16 protein-coding genes are annotated in these 20,726 nt (G+C 42.4%); 12 read left to right on the top strand and 4 right to left on the bottom strand.

What is annotated here, in order from left to right:
• Positions 1-93: 93 nt before the first annotated feature.
• The 4 genes from DXB39_RS10600 to DXB39_RS10585 all read left to right on the top strand — a co-directional run bounded on the left by DXB39_RS10600 (position 94) and on the right by DXB39_RS10585 (position 5,086).
• Complete coding sequence (locus DXB39_RS10600) at positions 94-1,509, top strand: MBOAT family O-acyltransferase (RefSeq protein ID WP_117841725.1); 1,416 nt, start codon at positions 94-96, stop codon at positions 1,507-1,509.
• A gap of 12 nt (positions 1,510-1,521) precedes the next feature.
• A complete protein-coding gene (locus DXB39_RS10595) occupies positions 1,522-2,403 on the top strand; it encodes a GDSL-type esterase/lipase family protein (RefSeq protein WP_117841726.1) in 882 nt (293 codons plus the stop codon).
• 120 nt (positions 2,404-2,523) lie between these two features.
• A complete protein-coding gene (locus DXB39_RS10590; protein ID WP_117697975.1) occupies positions 2,524-3,429 on the top strand; it encodes a hypothetical protein in 906 nt (301 codons plus the stop codon).
• Positions 3,430-3,586: 157 nt separating this feature from the next.
• A complete protein-coding gene (locus DXB39_RS10585) occupies positions 3,587-5,086 on the top strand; it encodes a radical SAM protein (protein WP_022242699.1) in 1,500 nt (499 codons plus the stop codon).
• Between the two features lie 213 nt (positions 5,087-5,299).
• Here the strand turns inward: DXB39_RS10585 and DXB39_RS10580 are convergent, their stop codons facing one another.
• Positions 5,300-6,619: an ATP-binding protein gene (locus tag DXB39_RS10580; RefSeq protein WP_117841727.1), complete on the bottom strand. Its 1,320-nt coding sequence runs from the start codon at positions 6,617-6,619 to the stop codon at positions 5,300-5,302.
• Complete coding sequence (locus DXB39_RS10575) at positions 6,616-7,359, bottom strand: LytR/AlgR family response regulator transcription factor (RefSeq protein WP_117841728.1); 744 nt, start codon at positions 7,357-7,359, stop codon at positions 6,616-6,618. Before DXB39_RS10575 ends, DXB39_RS10580 begins: the two co-directional genes overlap by 4 nt.
• Before the next feature lie 206 nt (positions 7,360-7,565).
• Between DXB39_RS10575 and DXB39_RS10570 the strand changes: the two genes are divergently transcribed.
• Positions 7,566-10,424 carry a hypothetical protein gene (locus DXB39_RS10570; RefSeq protein ID WP_117841729.1) on the top strand — a complete coding sequence of 953 codons (2,859 nt, stop codon included), beginning with the start codon at positions 7,566-7,568 and terminating at the stop codon, positions 10,422-10,424.
• Here DXB39_RS10570 and DXB39_RS10565 read toward each other — a convergent pair.
• Positions 10,421-11,278, bottom strand: a complete 858-nt coding sequence (locus tag DXB39_RS10565; RefSeq protein ID WP_022242317.1) for a patatin-like phospholipase family protein — start codon at positions 11,276-11,278, stop codon at positions 10,421-10,423. The genes DXB39_RS10570 and DXB39_RS10565 overlap by 4 nt on opposite strands.
• A gap of 469 nt (positions 11,279-11,747) precedes the next feature.
• Between DXB39_RS10565 and DXB39_RS10555 the strand changes: the two genes are divergently transcribed.
• The 7 genes from DXB39_RS10555 to DXB39_RS10525 all read left to right on the top strand — a co-directional run bounded on the left by DXB39_RS10555 (position 11,748) and on the right by DXB39_RS10525 (position 19,929).
• Positions 11,748-15,209, top strand: a complete 3,462-nt coding sequence (locus DXB39_RS10555) for a DNA polymerase III subunit alpha (protein ID WP_117841731.1) — start codon at positions 11,748-11,750, stop codon at positions 15,207-15,209.
• Positions 15,210-15,297: 88 nt separating this feature from the next.
• Entirely contained in the window at positions 15,298-16,272 is a 975-nt protein-coding gene (pfkA, locus tag DXB39_RS10550; RefSeq protein WP_117841732.1) for a 6-phosphofructokinase, read from the top strand.
• A gap of 9 nt (positions 16,273-16,281) precedes the next feature.
• Positions 16,282-17,055, top strand: a complete 774-nt coding sequence (locus DXB39_RS10545; RefSeq protein ID WP_117841733.1) for a TrmH family RNA methyltransferase — start codon at positions 16,282-16,284, stop codon at positions 17,053-17,055.
• A 3-nt stretch (positions 17,056-17,058) separates the two neighbouring features.
• Positions 17,059-17,325 carry a hypothetical protein gene (locus DXB39_RS10540; RefSeq protein ID WP_022242313.1) on the top strand — a complete coding sequence of 89 codons (267 nt, stop codon included), beginning with the start codon at positions 17,059-17,061 and terminating at the stop codon, positions 17,323-17,325.
• Positions 17,326-17,349: 24 nt separating this feature from the next.
• Positions 17,350-17,865, top strand: coding sequence for a transcription repressor NadR (locus tag DXB39_RS10535; RefSeq protein WP_022242312.1), 516 nt, complete (start codon positions 17,350-17,352; stop codon positions 17,863-17,865).
• 87 nt (positions 17,866-17,952) lie between these two features.
• Positions 17,953-19,014: a PTS transporter subunit IIC gene (locus DXB39_RS10530; RefSeq protein WP_117697982.1), complete on the top strand. Its 1,062-nt coding sequence runs from the start codon at positions 17,953-17,955 to the stop codon at positions 19,012-19,014.
• A 228-nt stretch (positions 19,015-19,242) separates the two neighbouring features.
• Positions 19,243-19,929, top strand: coding sequence for a GTP pyrophosphokinase (locus tag DXB39_RS10525; protein ID WP_117697983.1), 687 nt, complete (start codon positions 19,243-19,245; stop codon positions 19,927-19,929).
• Positions 19,930-20,088: 159 nt separating this feature from the next.
• Here the strand turns inward: DXB39_RS10525 and DXB39_RS10520 are convergent, their stop codons facing one another.
• Entirely contained in the window at positions 20,089-20,673 is a 585-nt protein-coding gene (locus DXB39_RS10520; protein ID WP_117841734.1) for a hypothetical protein, read from the bottom strand.
• Positions 20,674-20,726: the final 53 nt, after the last annotated feature.

Below are 20,726 nucleotides of genomic sequence, written 5' to 3'. Positions count from 1 at the left end.
TCATCTGGAACGTCTAATCTATAAAGAGTATAATGAATGGTAAAGAATGAATGGATAATACCATTTTAAGATAGTAAAGAGAGGATACGAAAGATGGTTTTTAGCAGCATAGCATTTATCATGTATTTTATGCCGGTATTTTTTCTGGTTTATTATATCCTGCCGGCTTCTTATAAGAATGCCTGGCTTTTCCTTGCCAGCCTTGGTTTTTATTACTATGGTGTCAGGGGAAATCCGGGTTATCTTTTACTTATGATTATGTCCGTGGTGGTCAATTTCGTGGCTGGAAAACTGATTGAGGCACAGAAGACGAAGCGGGCACGGAAAGCCTGGCTTGTGGTTGGAATCGTCTATGATTTAGGATGGCTCATTCTGTTTAAATATCTGGGCTTTCTTATAGAGAATCTGAATGCCCTTTTTGGTGCAATGCACGTTAAGGTACAGCTGGAAACATGGAATCTGATTCTGCCGATTGGAATCAGCTTTTATACGTTCCAGATTATTTCCTATCTGGTGGACGTGTACCGGAGGGAAACGAAAGCGGAAAAATCGTTGATTTCACTGGGAACGTATCTTTGCATGTTCCCGCAGTTAATTGCAGGACCGATTGTCAATTACCATCTGATTCAGGAACAGCTTCATAAGAGAAAACATTCCATGGTAAAGGTGGAATCCGGACTTAAGGTATTTGCACTGGGACTTGCTTATAAAGTATTGCTGGCAAACCGGGTGGGACATCTTTGGACAGAGGTGACAGCAATCGGTTATGAGAGCATTTCCACACCGCTGGCATGGATGAGCATTGTGGCATACAGCCTGCAGTTATATTTTGACTTCTATGGGTATTCCCTGATGGCAATCGGACTGGGGCGGATGATGGGCTTTGACTTTCCACAGAACTTTAACAATCCGTATATGGCAGTGTCCATGACGGATTTCTGGCGCCGCTGGCATATGACACTGGGTGGCTGGTTCCGGGAATATGTATACATTCCGCTGGGCGGCAACCGCGGTGGTTTTGCAAAGACCGTCCGCAATATGTTTGTGGTATGGCTTCTGACAGGGCTCTGGCATGGCGCAAGCTGGAACTTTGTACTGTGGGGACTTTTGCTTTTTGTCTTATTATTCGTGGAAAAAGCCGGACTTGGAAAAGTGCTGGAGCGGCATAAGGCGCTTGGCCATATTTATATGATACTCTGGATACCACTTTCCTGGCTGGTCTTTGTGATTACGGATTTAAGCCAGCTTGGCATTTATTTACAGAAATTATTCCCATTCTTTGGCAGTACCGGAACGGTATTGTTTCAGGGAGATTATCTGAAATATGGTAAGACCTATGGCATTTATCTGGTGCTTGGTATCCTGTTTGCAACAGGTGTTCAGGAGAAGCTCCTTAAGAAGAATAAGAACCGCCTCTGGGTGATTTTACTGCTGCTGGCATTATTCTGGGCGAGCGTATATTGTATGTATCTTGGAATGGATGATCCATTCTTATACTTCAGATTCTAGTGAGGAAATACGATGAAAAAATATAAATTTACTATACTTTTACTGCTGACATTTGTGATTGCATTCCCGGTGATTACCGTAAAGCTTGTAACTGCGGAGCAGGAGAAGAAGGCAAGGCAGGAAGAACTGGCACAGGTGACAGACACAGAAAAAGAGCCGGCGGAAGCAGTTGCCGGAACGGAAGAAAACAGCACAGATAAAGCCGGTACAGGACAAGAAGATATTGATAGTACAGAAAATACAGAAGATAAAACAGGTACCAAGGATAATGAAACGGTGGCAGATACGGAGCAGGAGGGAACCTTTACAACAGAGGATATCAGCTATTTTTCCGATGCTTTATTTATTGGAGATTCCAGAACAGTAGGATTATCGGAGTATGCAGACCTTGGGGATGCGGATGTATTTGCAACGATTGGCTTAAGTTCCTTTAAGCTGTTTGAAACAGAGGTGGATATGCCGGGCTATGGAAAAGAAACTTTGGATGAAGTGTTAAGCCGGAAAAATTACGGAAAGATTTATCTGATGCTAGGTATCAATGAACTGGGATATCCACATGCAAGCATAGAAAAGCAATATCGTGAAGTGGTAGAGAAAATACGGGAAATGCAGCCGGATGCCATTTTATTCTTAGAGGCGAGTCTTCATGTTTCCAAGGCAAAATCCGATTCGGACAGCCTTTATAACAATGCCAATATTGACTGGCTCAATGGCGTGGTGGAGTCCTTATGTGACCAGAAGCAGACCTATTATATTGATGTGAATGAAATCTTTGATGATGGGGCAGGAAACCTCGATGCCCAGTATACCAGTGATGATGCCCATCCTCTAGGAAAATATTATGCCCAGTGGGCAGAATGGATTCTGACGAAAGCTATTGTAAAGGAAAAATAAGACCAAAACTCTTAGGAAAACGCAGTGGAAAACCGATGTATTATTTATAAAAGTGTATACAACAGTGAAAGAAATATCCGATAACCGGATAAGCGTTGCAGAAAGGCAAGGGAAGCGTATATGAATGGAATCAATACCAGTTTTGGGACACAGAGCTTATATCAGAATGACGGGACACAGGGAAGTGCAAAGTCAGATGATAAGAAGCAGGATAATAAGAATGACAGCAATGTAATAAAAGGTGCCGGTCTTAATCTGAATCAGACAGATCTGATTGGACAGAAGATGGCAAATGCCCAGAAAGAAGCATTAAAGAAGATTATGGATACATTTTCCGGTGAGCACGCAGTGGATGAAGAGATGGACGAGCGGCGTGCCCACATTAAGGAAATTGACAGCGAGATAAAAGATTATCAGAGTGAAATCCGCGACTTACAGAATAAGGAAGCTGAATTAAAGGGACGTTACCAGGTAGCGGATGGCAGCCAGGAAGAGGCAGACCTTGACCTTTTAAAGAAAGCCAGTACAGCAGAAGGAAGAAGCATGCTTTCCAAAGAAGAATTAGAGCATGTCTCAGAATTACAGAAAGGCGGAATGACAGACTATCAGAAAGAGTCCATGGACTACTATAAAATGGAGTCAGAATACAGAAGCAAGATAAAAGACCTTGGAAAGGAAAGAGCCGAGGATAACGGATACCTCCGGGCAGTACATACGGAACGGTTAAAGCATCATGATATGATAGACAGCCAGAAGGAAGCGGAAGAAATATTAGACAATGCATCCGATGAAGCAACATTAGGACTGATTGGGGAAGCAGTAGACCACATCGATGAGACCATCAAAGAAAATGAGAAAGATACGGATAAGAAGGATGCAGACAAGAAAGAGGATAAGAAGACTGATACAAAATTAGACAAGGAGACCCAGAGCAGCCTTTTAAAGAGTGAAGCAGAGAAAAAGGTTGCGGAGCATAAACTTGCCGAGGACGATATCAAAGGACTTGTCTATGATGAGCAGTTATAAACAAAATGGACAATTTGTGCTGTCAGATATACAAATTGTCGAAAAAGTATAACTTGACCATACAAAAAAAATCTATTGTATATGTCAAAAAAACGCATTGTTTCTTATACTAATAAATGTTAAAATACATAGAAGAAAAAAGAGGGAGGAAGTTAGCATGGCTTCATTCGTTGAAAACACACAGCACAAAGTAGAAAGAAAAGCTTTTGAGATAATGACCAATAGCATCGTAGGTAAGTTGACTAAGACAGATGATATCGCGAAAAGACAGGAAACATTCCTTGAACTTATTGATAAGGCAGAGACTTTCTGGGGAAATGGCGCAGACAAGGCAACATTGGATAAGGTCAGAGAGTATGTAAAGAATCCGGAGAACAGATGGGTGAAGTTTGTAAACCGTGTTCTGGATGAGACAAATCCAAATTATGCTAAGAAATTCCTTCTGAATTTAGGATATGAAGCATTTTTCCGTGGAACAAAGACAATCAGGGCAAACCGTGAGAAGTACAACTGTAATATTCCATGGCTGATTCTTTTTGACCCGACAGACGCATGTAATATGCATTGTGTAGGATGCTGGTCCGGCACATATGGCCACAAGAATAACATGTCCTATGAGGATATGGATAAGATTGTTACACAGGGTAAGGAACTTGGAACTTATCTTTACTTTATGACAGGTGGAGAACCGACTGTTCGTAAGAATGATATTTTAAAACTTGCTGAGAAGCATAATGATTGTATGTTCGGTCTTTTCTCCAACTCTACTCTGATTGATGAGGAGTTATGTAAGAAGATTGTAGAACTTGGAAATATTACATTCCTTCTTTCCATTGAGGGAACACCTGAGACAAATGATGGACGTCGTGGTGACGGACATTATGCAGCAGTTATGAAGGCAATGGATCTGTTGAAACAATATGGTATCATATTCGGAACTTCTATCTGCTATACCAGAGCCAATGTTGAGGCTGTTACCGATGAGAAATTCTTACGTTTCATTGCTGATAAGGGCGCACGTTTCGGTTTCTACTTCCATTATATGCCGGTAGGACAGAACGCAGCTCCGGAGCTGATGCCGACATTGGAACAGCGGGAAGAAATTATTAAGAAGATTCGCTGGGTTCGTACCGGAGACAATGATATCGGATTTTTCCCAATGGACTTCCAGAATGACGGAGAATTTGTTGGCGGATGTATTGCCGGTGGACGTAACTACTTCCATATTAATGCACAGGGAGACGCAGAACCGTGCGTATTTATCCATTTCTCGGATTCGAATATCCATGATAAGTCAATCCTTGAGATGCTGCAGAGTCCATTGTTTAAGGCATATCATGAAGGACAGCCATTTAACAGAAACCACCTGCGTCCATGTCCGATGCTTGAGAATCCAAAGCTCTTAAGAGAAATGGTAAACAAGACTGGTGCGAAGGGAACAAACGCTGAAGCAGAAGAGACTGTTGAGCATCTTTGCTCTAAGTGTGACCACTATGCAGAAGAGTGGGGACCGGTTGCAGACCGTATCTGGGCAGAACAGAAACATAAGAAAGCACCTTATGAGAACTATACGGAAGAAAAGAGAGAACATCCGGAACTTGCAGCATTTGAGCATGCGGATGGTTCTGATGGATTAAGAGATGAGGATCTTCAGTAATTAAATCAGATGATAAAATAGGACTAAATCAAGAGAAACCTTATACAACAAGGGTTTGAATGATTTAAGTCCTATTTTTTTGAAAGTCCGCGAGAGATAAGTAAAGCATCTTGAAGTCTTATACCTGATACAGTAAAATAGATACATCCGGCAACAGGGAGGTCTCAAATGAAACAGGAGTCCATTACAATCATATGATGAAATAGCTTTCTCTTAAGATAACCGCAGCATAATATTTGAAATAAACTCCATTTCCTCATTATAAAACCGGGTAGAACCATGATAACGTTCGGCAGTGGTTTGGATAGAAAGAAGTCCAATACCGCTGCCGCTTTCTGTTGTAGACAGAAACTGCCCGTTCATCTTTTTTACAATTCCATTGAAGCTGTTTACCATTGTGATATATATGGTGCCCGGACTGTTAAGGTCAGAACTGAGGTGGATATATCTGTTTTCCACCGGAACCTGACAGCAGGCATGGATGGCATTTTCCAAAAGATTGCCGAAAAGCAGGCTTAAGTCTACATCAGAAATAGAAATCTTCCGGGGAACAATAACCTTAAAATCCATTTTGATATGACAGGATTCTGCAAGGGAAGCATAGTAACTGATAACTGCATTCACAGCCATGTTTTGGCAGAAAAGATATTGCATGGAATGTCTTCCGGTTTCCAGCTGGTAGTCAGCCATATAATTTTTTAATTCTTCATATTGCCCGGATTGGGCCAGTTCCTGCATAACTGCAATGGTATGTTTGAAATCATGCCGCTCCTGACGGGACTGATCGAGATAATTCTGAAGCTTGACATACTGGCTTGCCTGGGCGCGGTACATAATCGAAGTGGTATCTGCTTTGATTTTCTGTGCAGTTGTAACGGCAATGAGATAAAGCAGAATCTGGAAGGTTATAAAAAAGATAAAAAGAACCACCTCGATAACCATGGCAATTACAAATACCCGGCCTACACGGATATTGTTGTAGTCCTTAGGCAGCATAAAGATATTACAAAAAGTAATAATGGCAGGAATAATCCATGTAAGCCACCAGAATAAAGGCTGATTTACATTTTCGAAAATCCATTTCAGTTTATCTTTTATGACGATAAATAAGAACATAATAAGAAAGCTGATGGCGTATTGTAAGAGCAGTCCCGGAACAGAGCTGTCATCTACATTGGAAGAAGGGACGGTATAAGCAATGATATAATCGTTGGCAATGCAGCCAAAGGAAAGGGCTGCGGTGGCACATAAAAATAAATACCAGAGCTTTAGATTACTCAGGCGGACCGTAATAAAATATACAATAAGGCATACGGACAGGAGTGGGAAAAAGAACAGATTTGCATCATAATTCCCGGTGGATTCAACGCAGCCTAAAATCAGACAAATTGCAGTCATAACCGGAATCAGAACAGAAAGGAGTTTCCGCAGGGGAATTGATATCCAGTCAGCAACCGGAACGATGCAGATAAAAATACCCGGGAAAATAACTCCGTAATGGGCTGCGGCAATCAGAACAGTAAAAGGATTCATGACAGACCTCCGTGTAAAAGTGACTTTGTGCGTTGGGTAAATTGCCAGGTAATATAAGTCTGCTGAAGGGTATTAGACTGCTTTTTGTTCATGGAAAAGGATGCTCCATCATTCATCATGCAGACTGCTCCGTCCATGGAAGAAACATAGTCCAGATTTACCATAACACCACGGTTAATGGTCAAAAAACGTTCATCCTCCGAAAGCGTGCGGGTAACATCCCGAAACAGCATACGGCAGCGGATTTCTTCGCTGGTATGAATAATAAGATAGTTTGAATCTGAAATAATATATTGAATGTCCGAATAAAGAATCGGAAGCTTCGTCTTGTTGGTATTTACGGTCAGAAATAAATGGGAATCCAAAACAGGACGGACAGCCAGAAGGTCATCTAATAACGGATGGATGGCAGCTTTGGTAATCGGTTTTTGCAGATAGTCGAAAGCGTGGACATGCAAAGCTTCCACATGATATTCCGAGCTGGAGGTCAGAAAGACAATCGGTGTCTTCGGTGAAATCCTGCGAAAAGAAACCGCAAGGTCAATCCCGTTTGCTTCCTTAAGATAAATATCGAATAGCACAAAATCATAGGAATTCGAGGCGGCAGACAACAAAAAAGCATCCCCTTCGGTAAATGTATCACAGCAGACCGTTATGTTATGGCTACCGCACCAGTCCCGGATGAGCAGCTCTGTCATATGTATTTCTTCTATATTGTCATCAACAATTGCAAACCGCAATGAGATAGCCTCCTTTCGATTTCATGGCTTTTCAGGCATTATTATAGCATACCTGTCGAAAAAATACGAATCTTTCATCCCACTAAAGTGCTTTTCATCCCACCCCGATTGACAAGCCTTCAAAAAGAATGGTATAAAGGAAATTGGTATACAAATTCATTCTGAAAAATATTTCGTAAGAGAAAAATAAATTTGGGAGGTAACTTATGAAATTAAAAAAGAAAACATGTGGAATCTTGGCAGTGTTACTGCTGCTGATGACTGTATTTACCGGAATGCAGGAAGTAATACCGGTACATGCAGAGGGACTGAAGGTATCCATAAACGGAACGGAACTAGAGGATGGCAGATACTATGCATTCGGAGGAAGCAGAGGGAGTGGAACCATGAGTGAATGTGACCCGGCGGCTCTTCCGGGAGCATATATCTATTATAGTGCAGGTATAATGGAAGTAAAAGGAAGTGTAAAAATATATTCGAACGGAGGAAGTTCAACAGAAATCTTAAAGATTGAAAATGGAACCCTGACATTGAAAGGGGATGGTAACTTTTATTTGACAAATGATAATGATACGGAAACATTGGTTACAGGAACTGCAGATGCAGTACTTAAGGCGGATGAATATACCGGAGATATTCAAGTTTCTGGAAGGGGTGGAAATGCTCTTATAAAGGGACTTTCTCTGGTGGACTTAAAAACCGCCGGGGAGATAACTTTAGATGCAGACGATGTTACTGGTGATGTATTTATCTCTGCCGGTTCAGTTAAGCTTGAGGCGGATCAGTTGGACATCTATTTATCAGGTGGAGCGGTGAAGTATCTGATAGAGGCAACGGATGAGCAGAACGGAGAAATCAGCCTGAAAAAGACTGGTTCCCTGAATTCGTTTGATCTGGTAAATGGAAATAATATAAATGTAACAGAGGCATTTTTTAAAGCAAAAGATACATTTCTGTCATCCAATGGAAACAGTAATTCGAACAGTTCGAGTGGCAGGATAGTTCTTGTGGGTGAAACAATAGCAGAAGGCAATCTTGAATTAGAAACAGTAAAAGATGTAACAATCCGCGCAAAGAAGACTGCGGTAAAAGGAAATCTCGCTGTCAATGCAGAAAATGGATATGGTGTTGAGATAACCAGTGAAGGGGGAGCGGTATCAACCGGAAGTACAGAGATTACGGCACCTTCATTAGTTGTTATGCTGCAGGCAAATGGAGATGCTGCCATAATCGAAGGAAATGCAAAGATAAATGCAAATAGAATATCCATGCAGAGTGCGAACAATGCAGCAATTGCAGGGGATGCAGACCTTCAGGCACGAAATTACATTACACTTCTGGGAGCAGAAGGGCATTCTGTAATAGGGGGAAGCAACATTTTAATGAATGCAGCAGGCGGTGAGCTTTCCATATCCAGAACCGGAAGTGCTGCTACCGGTACTCCGCCACTTCTGGGAGGAACATTGCAGACGCAGAATGATATCGTAAAATATAGCGATGGCGGGGAAAACTGGGTACAGATAATGGCAACCGGCGAGACATATGATGCAGATAACTGTGAACATCCGATTTTAGCAGGATATTCCGGCAGATGTATGGTCTGTGGAGAATATGACATAGAATATGCAGAGCTGATTGGAACGGATGGAACGACTAAGAGAATGCTGAATGGAGACTTCGGTGGAACCGGAGCACGTAATGATTTCAGATACCTGGAAGATGGAGATACCATCAAATTTGTGAAAGATATTTATGGAAATGGAAGAACCGCAGCAATCGGAGACAGTAAAGCCGTAACCCTTGACCTGAACGGACATACATTGATTCTGGATACGATTTCCTCAGGGAACAATCTTACCATTGCAAATGGTAATTATAAGGGAAAGATTACCAATGGCGGTGTCGGACTTACAAAGGAACTGACCTTTAAAAATGCAAAAGCAGCACTGACTGATTTACAGTGGATGACGAACAGTGGAGTAAAGCTTGAGGGAAGTGAAGTTACAGTATCCGGAAATGATGGTTCTGGACAGTGCTGGTTAGAGAAGCTTACAATGGATGAAGATTCAAAGCTGATATTAAAGAATGTAAGCCAGGGTATTTCGAATTATGCTAATGTTGCACTGGAAGAAAGCCTGGGAACAATCCGGGGATTCCTGCCAAAAGATTATTCTATTGCAAATAGGAAGAGAAATCCGGCAGATGTTGATTACAGAAATACCATTGTGGATGCAGATGGTCAGATTGCCCAGAATGTGGAGCTTCGTTATCGTAAGATGACAGATGCAGATTTATCAGCAACATTGAATCCAACGACCTATACTTATGATGGAACAGCAAAGGAACCGGAAGTACTTGTGGTATATGACGGACAGACACTGACAAAGGATACGGATTATACCGTTGCTTATTCGGATAACAAAAATGCAGGAAATGCAGAGGTAACAATAACAGGTATTGGAGTGTATCATGAAGCAGCACATCTGCAGTTTACGATAGGGAAGGCAGGTCAGGCGGCACCAACAGGACTGAAGGCTGTAAATACCAGTAAAACAGGTGCAAGTGATGGAGCCATTGAAAACCTGACTACTGCAATGGAATACAGCACAGATGAAATTCATTGGATCAAGGTTACAGATGGTACAAAGATAATCCAGCTTGCAGCAGGTGACTATTTCGTACGGTATGCAGAAACAGGAAACTATCTGGCTTCTGCGTCTACAAAGGTAACAGTTGCCGTAAAGGAAGCCCCTTCTACTGGAACTGGTTCCAATCCAGGTGAAACCACGGGCGGTAATGGAACCACAGGTGGTAATGGAACCACAGGCAGTAATGGAACTACAGGCAGCACTGGAACGAACGGTTCCGGCACAGTAGCGGGAACTTCAAATGGAAGCAGCTCTGATGCAGCCGGTTCCAATACGGCAGCCCTGACGGGAACAATACAGAAGACTGCAACCATAAAAACTGGTGATGAAACACCGGTTGGAAGAATACTGCTTCTGATGTTTTCCGCAGCTGGATTGATGGTTGTGGCAGCTGCTGGCAGAAAGAAATATTGTTAATTGTTTAAGAAGGCACGCAGCGCATCCTTTTGTGCTTTATAATCACTGATTCCTAAATCATAAAGCTCCTGCATGATTTTCGGGTCAGTGGTAAAAGTGCCAATCTTAACCTGATGGGACGGTGCAAAGAGAAATGCCCGTCCTTCTTTTTGTAATTTTGCAGCAACTTCTACCGAGTGCCGGTAATTTAAGTGTCTGTTATCAATTGCAGTAATCGTATTTGGAAATTTCCGTAACATCTTTTTGTAAAGAAAACGGTAACTCTCCGGCTGCTTGACATAGCCAAGTGGACGGCAGTAGATAATTACTACCTTGTCGCAGCCATCTGCAATGGCACGTTCAACCGGAATGGAATCTGCAACACCGCCATCATAGTAATAATTGCCGTGAAAAGAAATCGGTTTGCAGAAGCCCGGAAGGGCACAGGTTGCCATAATGCCGCGGTAATCATCACGGCCTAAATCTTCTTTGGAAAAATATTCTGCCTTTCCGGTGGCAGCATTGGTTGCCGGAAAATGAAATTCACTTGGATTTGCTGCTAAGGCATCATAATCCAGCGGGTCGTTTCCTGTGGAATTGGTTAAGGTTCCGTAAATATATTGAAGCCCGAAGAGAGAACCGGTTTTAATCAGATTTTTGATACTGATGTAGCGGGGGTCTTTTACATGCTCTATATAGAAACGCAGATTACGGCCACGTTGCCCGGCAAGGTAAGAAGCAGTATTTGCCGCACCGGCAGATACCCCCATACAATAATCAAATGTAACATTGTCGTCTAAGAAGGCATCCAGAATTCCGGCACTGTAAGCGCATTTCATACCGCCGCCTTCTACAATCAATCCAGACTTTTCCATGATATCACCTCTTGAGATATACTTCGTTAATTTTTTCACATATAGTTTAGCACATTGAAGAAGAATGTCAAAATACATTTTTTATTGTATGTATATTCCGGGAAAATATAAGAGTTTGCGGCATTCGGGCCGCTCCCCATATGTCACTGCATTGTTAAGAGTCTCTAAGAATTTCATGAAATATAAAAAAAGTTCCGGCAACCGGCACAAATTCACATCCATGTTCATCTGTGCCTTGCTGGCACGTCCATGTGCCAGCATTGCCAGTTTTGGTGAGAAATTCTAAGAGTCTCTAAACAATTTCGTTAATATATGGGGAGCAGCACGAATGCCGCAAATTGATATAATTTCCCCGGAATAATCCACACAGAATCTCCTTCCGGTCGTTGAAACCTTCCGCAAAAAACGTTATAATATGAGACAGTGATAAAAGGCGAAGAATAGAAACAGCGGAAGAGAGGAAACGGGAATGGCATTTGCCCATTTACATGTACATACAGAATACAGTCTGTTAGACGGTTCAAATAAAATAAAAGAATATGTGGAGAAAATCAAGGCACTTGGCATGACAGCAGGGGCGATTACCGACCATGGTGTTATGTATGGTGTCATTGATTTCTATAAGGCAGCCAGGGATGCGGGAATTAACCCGGTTCTTGGCTGTGAAGTCTATGTGGCTCCCGGCTCCAGATTAGACCGCGAGATGGTACATGGAGAGGACAGATACTATCATCTTGTGCTTCTGGCAGAGAATAACACAGGCTATAGCAATCTGATGAAAATTGTATCCAAAGGCTTTGTGGAGGGATACTATTATAAGCCGCGTGTGGACATGGAAGTGTTAGAAAAATACCATGAGGGAATCATTGCCTTAAGTGCCTGTCTGGCAGGTGAAGTACAGCGTAATCTGGTACGTGGAATGTATGAAGAAGCAAAAGAAGTAGCTTACCGCTATGAACGCTGTTTTGGAAAAGGCAATTTCTTTTTAGAGCTGCAGGATCATGGAATTCCGGAGCAGAAGCTGGTAAACCAGCAGCTTCTTCGCATGAGTCAGGAGACCGGAATTGAGCTGGTGGCAACCAATGACGTGCATTACACCAATGCAGAGGATGCAGAGCCTCATGACATCCTGCTCTGCCTTCAGACCGGAAAAAAATTAGCGGACGAAGACAGAATGCGTTATGAAGGCGGACAGTATTATGTCAAATCCGAAGAGGAAATGAAATCACTTTTTCCATATGCACTGCAGGCACTGGAAAATACCCAGAAGATTGCAGACCGCTGTCATGTGGAAATTGAATTCGGACATACCAAGGTGCCGCATTTTGAGGTGCCGGAAGGCTATGATTCCTGGACTTATTTAAATAAATTGTGTCATGAAGGACTGGATAAGCGGTATGGAGCCGATGCACCAAAATATTTACAGAAATTAGATGACGAGCTTGCCGTTATTAAAAATATGGGATATGTGGACTATTTCCTGATTGTGTGGGACTTTATCCATTATGCGAGAGAGCATGATATTATGGTGGGACCGGGACGAGGCAGTGCCGCAGGAAGCCTTGTTTCTTACACCACCGGAATTACAGATATTGACCCGGTTCGTTACAATCTGATTTTTGAGCGTTTCTTAAATCCGGAACGTGTATCTATGCCCGATATTGATGTGGACTTCTGCTTTGAACGAAGACAGGAAGTTATTGATTATGTGGTAGAAAAATATGGCAAGGACTGTGTGACACAGATTGTAACCTTTGGTACGCTGGCAGCCCGTGGAGTAATCCGTGATGTTGGACGTGTCATGGATTTGCCTTATAATTTTGTGGATACGATTGCCAAGGCAATTCCAAATGAACTTGGAATCACCATTGATAAGGCACTGATGATGAACCCGGAGCTTCGGGGCATGTATGAATCCGACGAGTCGGTAAAGAAGCTTATCGATATGTCAAGAAGATTAGAAGGTCTGCCGAGGCATACGTCCATGCATGCAGCAGGCGTGGTAATCAGCCAGAAACCAATGGATGAATATGTTCCGTTGTCAAGAGCATCCGATGGCACCATAACCACACAGTTTACCATGACTACCATTGAAGAATTAGGACTTCTGAAAATGGATTTCTTAGGACTCCGGACACTGACTGTAATCCAGAATGCAGTCCGTCTTGCAGAAAAGAGCAGCGGTAAAAAAATTGATATGAATGCCATTGATTATAACGATAAGAAAGTGCTAGACTCTCTTGGAACCGGCAAAACCGATGGTGTCTTCCAGTTGGAAAGTGCCGGAATGAAGAACTTCATGAAGGAGTTAAAGCCACAGAGCTTAGAGGATGTTATCGCAGGCATTTCTCTTTACCGTCCGGGTCCAATGGACTTTATTCCGGCTTATATCAAGGGAAAAGACCACCCGGAAAGCATTACCTATGACTGCCCGGAATTGGAGCCGATTCTGGCGCCGACCTATGGCTGTATCGTATATCAGGAACAGGTTATGCAGATTGTACGTGACCTCGCCGGTTATACATGGGGCAGATCTGACCTGGTGCGCCGTGCCATGTCTAAGAAAAAAGGCAAGGTAATGGAGCAGGAGCGGAAGAACTTTGTCTATGGTAATCCGGAAGAAAATGTTCCGGGTTGTATTGCAAGAGGAATCGATGAGAAAGTGGCAAACAAGATTTATGATAACATGATTGACTTTGCCAAATACGCATTTAATAAATCCCATGCGGCAGCTTATGCAGTGGTTGCATATCAGACCGCATATTTGAAATACTATTATCCGGTAGAGTTTATGGCAGCGTTAATGACATCAGTCTTAGACAATACTTCCAAAGTCTCAGAATATATCTACACCTGCCGCCAGATGGGAATCGCAATTCTGCCGCCGGATATCAATGAAGGCGAGGGTGGTTTCTCCGTATCCGGACAAGCAATCCGCTATGGACTTTCTGCCATTAAGAGTATCGGAAGACCGGTGATTGATGCCATTGTGGAGGAGCGTAAAATCCGTGGGCCGTTTACCACGTTAAAGGATTTTATTACAAGACTTTCCGGAAGAGAAGTGAATAAACGGACCATAGAAAACTTTATCAAAGCGGGAGCCTTAGACGGACTGGAAGGAAACCGCCGTCAGAAGATGATGATATACGGTTCTCTTTTGGATGCACTGAATCAGGAAAAGAAGACCACAATGGCTGGTCAGATGACACTTTTTGATATTGCACCGGAAGAGGACAAGGCAGAGTACGAAATCAAGCTTCCGAATGTAGAAGAGTATGACAAAGAAGTGCTTCTTGGCTTTGAAAAGGAAGTCCTGGGCATATATATCAGCGGACATCCGCTGGAAGAATATATGGAGCGTTTAAAGAAGAATACCAATGCCGTTACCACAGACTTTGTACTGGATGAAGAGACCGGAACCCTTAAGGTATCGGATGGCGCAAAGGTACGTATCGGTGGAATGATTACCGATAAAGTCATCAAGTATACCAAGAGTAATAAGGCGATGGCATTTATTACGTTAGAAGATCTGGTGGGAACAGTGGAAATCATCATTTTCCCGAAGGATTATGAGCGTTATGCAAAATATCTTGAAAATGATGCCAAAGTATTTGTGGAAGGCCGTGTAACTGCAGAAGAAGACCGTAACGGCAAGCTTATTTGTGAGAAAATCATTTCCTTTGATGAAGTGAAACGGGAGCTGTGGCTGCAGTTCCCAAGTAAGAGCGATTTCGAAGAAAAAGAAGGTGCTCTTTATGGAAAAATGATGGATGCCGATGGCTCAGAGCATGTCGTTATTTATCTTGCAGCAGAAAAACAGATGAAGCGTCTGCCGGAAAACAGAAATGTTGCAATTACAAAAGAGCTTTTAGAAGATCTTGGGAATTTCTTAGGTAAAGATAATGTAAAAGTTGTAGAAAAGTCGTTGTAGCCATTGCAAAACCACAGTTTAAGGATTAGAATAAAAATGATTGGATAAAGAACAAAGAGAAGTGTTTACATATAGGAGGTAACAGGGAATGTCAAAAGAAATTCAGACAATTGGTGTTTTAACCAGTGGCGGGGATGCTCCGGGCATGAACGCTGCTATCCGTGCAGTAGTAAGGGAAGCTATTGCAAAGGGAAAGAAAGTAAAAGGAATTAAGAGAGGTTATGCAGGTCTTTTGCAGGAAGAGATTATTGATATGGAAGCAAAAGATGTAGCAGACATTATCCAGAGAGGTGGAACAATTTTACAGACTGCACGTTGTCAGGAATTCGTAACACCGGAAGGACAGCAGAAGGGTGCTGAAATCTGCAGAAAACATGGCATTGATGGAATTATCGTAATCGGTGGAGACGGTTCCTTTAAGGGCGCACAGAAGCTGGCAGCACTTGGAATCAACACCATCGGATTACCGGGAACCATTGACCTTGATATTTCCTGTACCGATTATACCATCGGTTTTGATACCGCAGTAAATACTGCCATGGAAGCCATTGATAAGGTACGTGATACCTCAACCTCCCATGAGCGCTGCTCCATCATTGAAGTAATGGGCAGAGGCGCAGGCTACATTGCACTGTGGTGTGGTATTGCCAATGGAGCAGAGGATATCCTGCTTCCGGAGAAATATGATTATGACGAGCAGAAGCTTGTAAATAATATTATAGAGAACAGAAAACGTGGAAAGCAGCATCATATTATTGTAAATGCAGAAGGTATCGGTCATTCCGCAAGCATGGCAAAGAGAATTGAAGCAGCAACCGGAGTTGAAACCAGAGCGACCATCTTAGGACATATGCAGCGTGGTGGAAGCCCGACCTGTAAAGACCGTGTTTATGCATCTACCATGGGATGCATTGCCGTAGATTTGCTGTGCGAAGGCAAATCCAACCGTCTTGTAGCATATAAAAATGGTGAATTCGTAGATTATGATATTGACGAGGCACTGGCAATGACCAAATCCATTCCGGAATATCAGTATGAAATTTGTAGAAATCTTTCCAGATAGGATGTTATTATGATTACCAGTACAGCAAATCCGCAGGTAAAAAATTTAATTCAGTTAGTAAAAAAAGCCAAAGTTCGTAATGAACAGAGGCTTTTTGTTGTGGAAGGAATCCGTATGTTCCGGGAAATCCCGGAAGGCTGGCTTGATAGAATTTATGTTTCCGAGCATTTCATGGAAGAGGAATCCCATGTAAAAGTTCTGCAGGGAAAAAATTATGAAGTACTTGCCAATCATGTGTTTGAAAGTGTGTCCGATACCAAGACACCGCAGGGAATCCTTTGTCTTGTGAAAATGCCGGATTATACCTTAGAAGAAGTAATACCAAAGGAAAATGCCCATCTTCTGATTCTTGAAAGTATTCAGGATCCGGGCAATTTAGGCACGATGTTCCGAACCGGAGAGGGAGCGGGAATCAGCGGAATTATCATGAACCGCACCACTGTAGATGTTTTTAATCCAAAGACCATCCGCTCCACTATGGGCAGTATCTTTCGCGTACCATTTTTCGTGACGGAAAACCTGCAGGATATATTGATGCAGTTAAAGTCCCGGAAAATAAAGCTTTACAGTGCCCATCTGCAGGGCAGTGTTTCTTATGAGGAGCCGGATTATAAAGAACCCACAGGCTTTTTAATTGGAAATGAAGGAAATGGATTATCGGATGAGATTGCCAGAATGGCAGATACCTATATCCACATTCCAATGGCAGGAAAAGTAGAATCACTGAATGCAGCAATTGCGGCAACACTGCTGATGTATGAGGCAGCACGCCAGAGGAGGTAAGGGATGTTCCGGTTATGGGCAAAAGAATTTAAAGACAATCATATGTTAAAGGATACCACCATCTGTGATGACTCCGGGGATACCAGAACCCATAAGGTGTTCCGGGCATTAGATGAGGTGTGCTATACCTTTGATTTGGGAAAACCAATCTGGTTAGACCGCAATGTAGATGAATTTAAGCGGCATGCAAAGACCAGGTTTTATCAGGATAATTTTGTGGAAGAAATTGAATTTGATTTTTTGGAAATTCATGTGATTGAAGAGGATTAAGTAACTGTGTCAGGAGGAAAGAAAATGGAAGGGCAGATGCGCCGGGATACCATCATTAAGATGCTGGGGGAGAAGGGAAAACCTTTGTCCGGAACAGAATTGGCAAAAGAATTAGGAGTCAGCCGTCAGGTGATTGTACAGGATATTGCATTGCTTCGTGCAGTAAATAAGAATATTTTAAGCACCAACAAAGGCTATGTGCTTTATGACCCTTCGGAAGAGACACAGAAAGCAAGAAGAACCATTGCAGTAAGCCACAGTGATGAACAGACACAGGATGAGCTTTATACCATCGTGGATTTCGGTGGGAAAGTCTTAGACGTCGTAATCGAGCATGATATTTACGGACAGATAACGGTGGATCTGATTTTAAAAAGCCGTCAGGATGTGGACGAATTTATTGCAAAGGTTGCAAAGAGCAAGGCAAAGCCGCTTAAGACACTGACCGGAAATAAACACTTTCATACCGTAGAAGCAGATTCAGAACAATTACTTGACATCATAGAAGAAAAATTACGGGAAAAAGGCTACGCAAGATAACAGCTTGACTTTTTTTCTCGATATGGTAAACTACTCCTTGACTGACAAGACAACTGACAAGACAGTTAAAGTCAAGGAGGAAGAAAAATGGAAAAGATAAAAGCGTTCTTAAAACGCAAAAATATTATTATCTCAGCAAAAAGATATGGCATTGATGCCTTAGGTGCAATGGCACAAGGTCTTTTTGCTTCTCTTTTAATTGGAACAATTATCAGTACAATTGGTGAGCAGGCTGGCATCCAGCTTCTGGTGGACATCGGTGGATATGCCAAAGCAGCAACCGGCCCGGCAATGGCAATCTCCATTGGTTTTGCTTTGCAGTGTCCGCCACTGGTGCTTTTTTCACTGGCAGCCGTCGGTGTGGCCGCAAATACCCTGGGTGGAGCAGGCGGACCGCTGGCAGTATTGATTGTCACCATCTTTGCAGCCGAATTCGGTAAAGCAGTATCCAAAGAAACCAAAATTGATATTATCGTTACTCCGTTTGTAACCATTTTCATCGGAGCAGGCTTATCCATCTGGTGGGCACCGGCAATCGGAGCCGCAGCCAGTGCAGTAGGAAATGCCATTATGTGGGCAACCGAATTGCAGCCGTTCTTTATGGGAATTTTAGTCTCTGTAATTGTAGGTATTGCACTGACGCTGCCAATCAGCAGTGCTGCAATCTGTGCAGCTTTGGGACTGACCGGACTGGCAGGAGGAGCTGCAGTAGCAGGATGCTGTGCCAACATGGTAGGTTTTGCAGTACTGAGCTTCCGGGAAAATAAATGGGGTGGACTTTTCGCACAGGGAATCGGAACTTCCATGTTACAGATGGGAAATATCGTGCGGAATCCAAGAATATGGCTTCCGGCAATTTTAAGCTCCGCCATAACAGGCCCAATAGCAACCTGTGTATTCCATCTTCAGATGAACGGTGCAGCTGTAGCATCCGGAATGGGAACCTGTGGACTGGTTGGTCAGATTGGTATTTATACCGGCTGGATTAATGATATTGCATCCGGCACCAAGGCAGCCATTACACCAATGGACTGGATTGGAATGCTGTTAGTATGCTTTATCTTACCGGGTGTTTTAACCTGGGCATTCGGTCTGTTCTTCCGTAAGATTGGCTGGATCAAAGAAAATGATTTGAAGCTCGATTTATAAGAAAGATTTAAGAAAATATAGATAAAAGTTATACCATAAGAAAATAAAAACAATACCTCTTGTGCATAATTATTAAAAATTGATAAAAATTTAACTAATAACAAACATATTATACAAAGATGTGCTATACTAAAGTTAGATTATTATTGCATATATTATAACTTACGAGGAAAATTCCGGAAATATAAAAAGGTTATTTTCCGCAGTAGATGCATGGAGGAGTAGAAAATGGAATCACCAATTGAAGTGACAGAAGGTGTAGATGGTTGGAATACCATAATCTTTCTTTATAATTCTGCATTAAAAGAAGTTGGAACCAAGCTTGAAATATTAAATGATGAATTTCAGCATGTACATCAGTACAATCCGATAGAATATATAAAGCGGCGGATTAAGACGCCGGAGAGTATCGTAAAGAAGCTGAAACGATATGGTTACGAGAGTACCATTGATAATATGGTCAATTATGTAAATGACATTGCAGGAATCCGTATTGTATGTTCCTTTACCTCTGATATTTATCGTATGGCAGAGATGATTGGAAAACAGAATGACCTTACCGTGGTATCGGTAAAGGATTATATCAGGCATCCGAAGGAAAGCGGCTATAAGAGTTATCATATGTTGGTTACGGTGCCGATTTTTTTATCAGACCGTGTAGTGGATACAAAGGTTGAGATTCAGATACGGACCATTGCAATGGATTTCTGGGCGAGTCTTGAACATAAGATATATTACAAATTCGAAGGAAATGCACCGGAATATATCAGTAAAGATTTGCGGGAGTGTGCAGAAATTGTTTCTATGCTGGATGCAAAGATGTTATCCCTGAACGAAGCAATTCTAGAGGCCAAGGCAGCACAGGAAGCAGAGCTATTGCGGGAAGAAAAAAATAGAGCGGATAAAGAAAAATAAAAGAAGCTGCCAAAACCGGCAGCTTCTTTACGTTACAGGAAATTGCTTTCCTGTAACGTAAAAACGCTCTGCGAGGATGCACACTGCGACGTATAAGGTAGATGTCGCAAGCGACCGCCGCAGGCGCGAGAATGTGCCAAGGCACATTCTTTATTCTATTTAGTCCTCTTCACCATTCATCCAGCTATCGAATTTTTCTAATACTTTATCATAGGTCTGCTGGGAAATATCAGGAAGCTTTCCACCCCAGGCTTTGGTAGCCTGATCGAAGCCCTTTTTAAAAGCATCTGCTAATTCCTGGGCCTTGGACTTATCATTACCGGATAATGCTTTTGCAAAATCTAAAATACGGTCAGAGGTCTGGTTTACACCCCAGTATCCGTCTTCTGCAATATCAGCCTGTGCCTGTGCCTTTACATCAGCAGAAACAGTGAAGTTACCGCCTGCAAGGAAAGACCACATATCATCGGCTTTGCCAATGGCTGCGCCCTGTTTGCTCATCATCTGTTCTACAATTCCGCGAAGCTGTGAAATACGGCTGTCAGAATCAGCTTTCATTTTTGCAATGAGAGCAGAGTTCTGTGTCTTTTGGGAAGAACTGCTCTTGTCACTGGAGCCTTTTTCATAGATAACACCAGTAGAGGTGTCATTCTTCGAAGATTCGGTCTTCTTAGAAGAAACTTTGGAATCTGTGGCAACAGTGGATGCAGCAGATACATAATTGTTAATAGAATTAATTGCCATAATCTTAACCCTCCTTGGTCAAATGCTTACTAAGTATCCATTCTTAGTCTTAT

Origin of the sequence: Roseburia sp. OM03-7AC, from assembly GCF_003462625.1 — a bacterium.
GTDB lineage: Bacteria > Bacillota > Clostridia > Lachnospirales > Lachnospiraceae > Roseburia_C > Roseburia_C amylophila.
This window is presented reverse-complemented; position numbering and strand designations above follow the sequence as displayed.

Excerpts from the sequence above, each read along its gene's own strand:
- DXB39_RS10570 (WP_117841729.1), top strand. The coding sequence starts at position 7,566 with ATGAAATTAAAAAAGAAAACATGTGGAATCTTGGCAGTGTTACTGCTG.
- DXB39_RS10540 (WP_022242313.1), top strand. The coding sequence starts at position 17,059 with ATGTTCCGGTTATGGGCAAAAGAATTTAAAGACAATCATATGTTAAAG.
- DXB39_RS10580 (WP_117841727.1), bottom strand. The coding sequence starts at position 6,619 with ATGAATCCTTTTACTGTTCTGATTGCCGCAGCCCATTACGGAGTTATT.
- DXB39_RS10535 (WP_022242312.1), top strand. The coding sequence starts at position 17,350 with ATGGAAGGGCAGATGCGCCGGGATACCATCATTAAGATGCTGGGGGAG.
- DXB39_RS10555 (WP_117841731.1), top strand. The coding sequence starts at position 11,748 with ATGGCATTTGCCCATTTACATGTACATACAGAATACAGTCTGTTAGAC.
- DXB39_RS10565 (WP_022242317.1), bottom strand. The coding sequence starts at position 11,278 with ATGGAAAAGTCTGGATTGATTGTAGAAGGCGGCGGTATGAAATGCGCT.
- DXB39_RS10525 (WP_117697983.1), top strand. The coding sequence starts at position 19,243 with ATGGAATCACCAATTGAAGTGACAGAAGGTGTAGATGGTTGGAATACC.
- pfkA (WP_117841732.1), top strand. The coding sequence starts at position 15,298 with ATGTCAAAAGAAATTCAGACAATTGGTGTTTTAACCAGTGGCGGGGAT.
- DXB39_RS10585 (WP_022242699.1), top strand. The coding sequence starts at position 3,587 with ATGGCTTCATTCGTTGAAAACACACAGCACAAAGTAGAAAGAAAAGCT.
- DXB39_RS10590 (WP_117697975.1), top strand. The coding sequence starts at position 2,524 with ATGAATGGAATCAATACCAGTTTTGGGACACAGAGCTTATATCAGAAT.
- DXB39_RS10520 (WP_117841734.1), bottom strand. The coding sequence starts at position 20,673 with ATGGCAATTAATTCTATTAACAATTATGTATCTGCTGCATCCACTGTT.
- DXB39_RS10530 (WP_117697982.1), top strand. The coding sequence starts at position 17,953 with ATGGAAAAGATAAAAGCGTTCTTAAAACGCAAAAATATTATTATCTCA.
- DXB39_RS10600 (WP_117841725.1), top strand. The coding sequence starts at position 94 with ATGGTTTTTAGCAGCATAGCATTTATCATGTATTTTATGCCGGTATTT.
- DXB39_RS10595 (WP_117841726.1), top strand. The coding sequence starts at position 1,522 with ATGAAAAAATATAAATTTACTATACTTTTACTGCTGACATTTGTGATT.
- DXB39_RS10545 (WP_117841733.1), top strand. The coding sequence starts at position 16,282 with ATGATTACCAGTACAGCAAATCCGCAGGTAAAAAATTTAATTCAGTTA.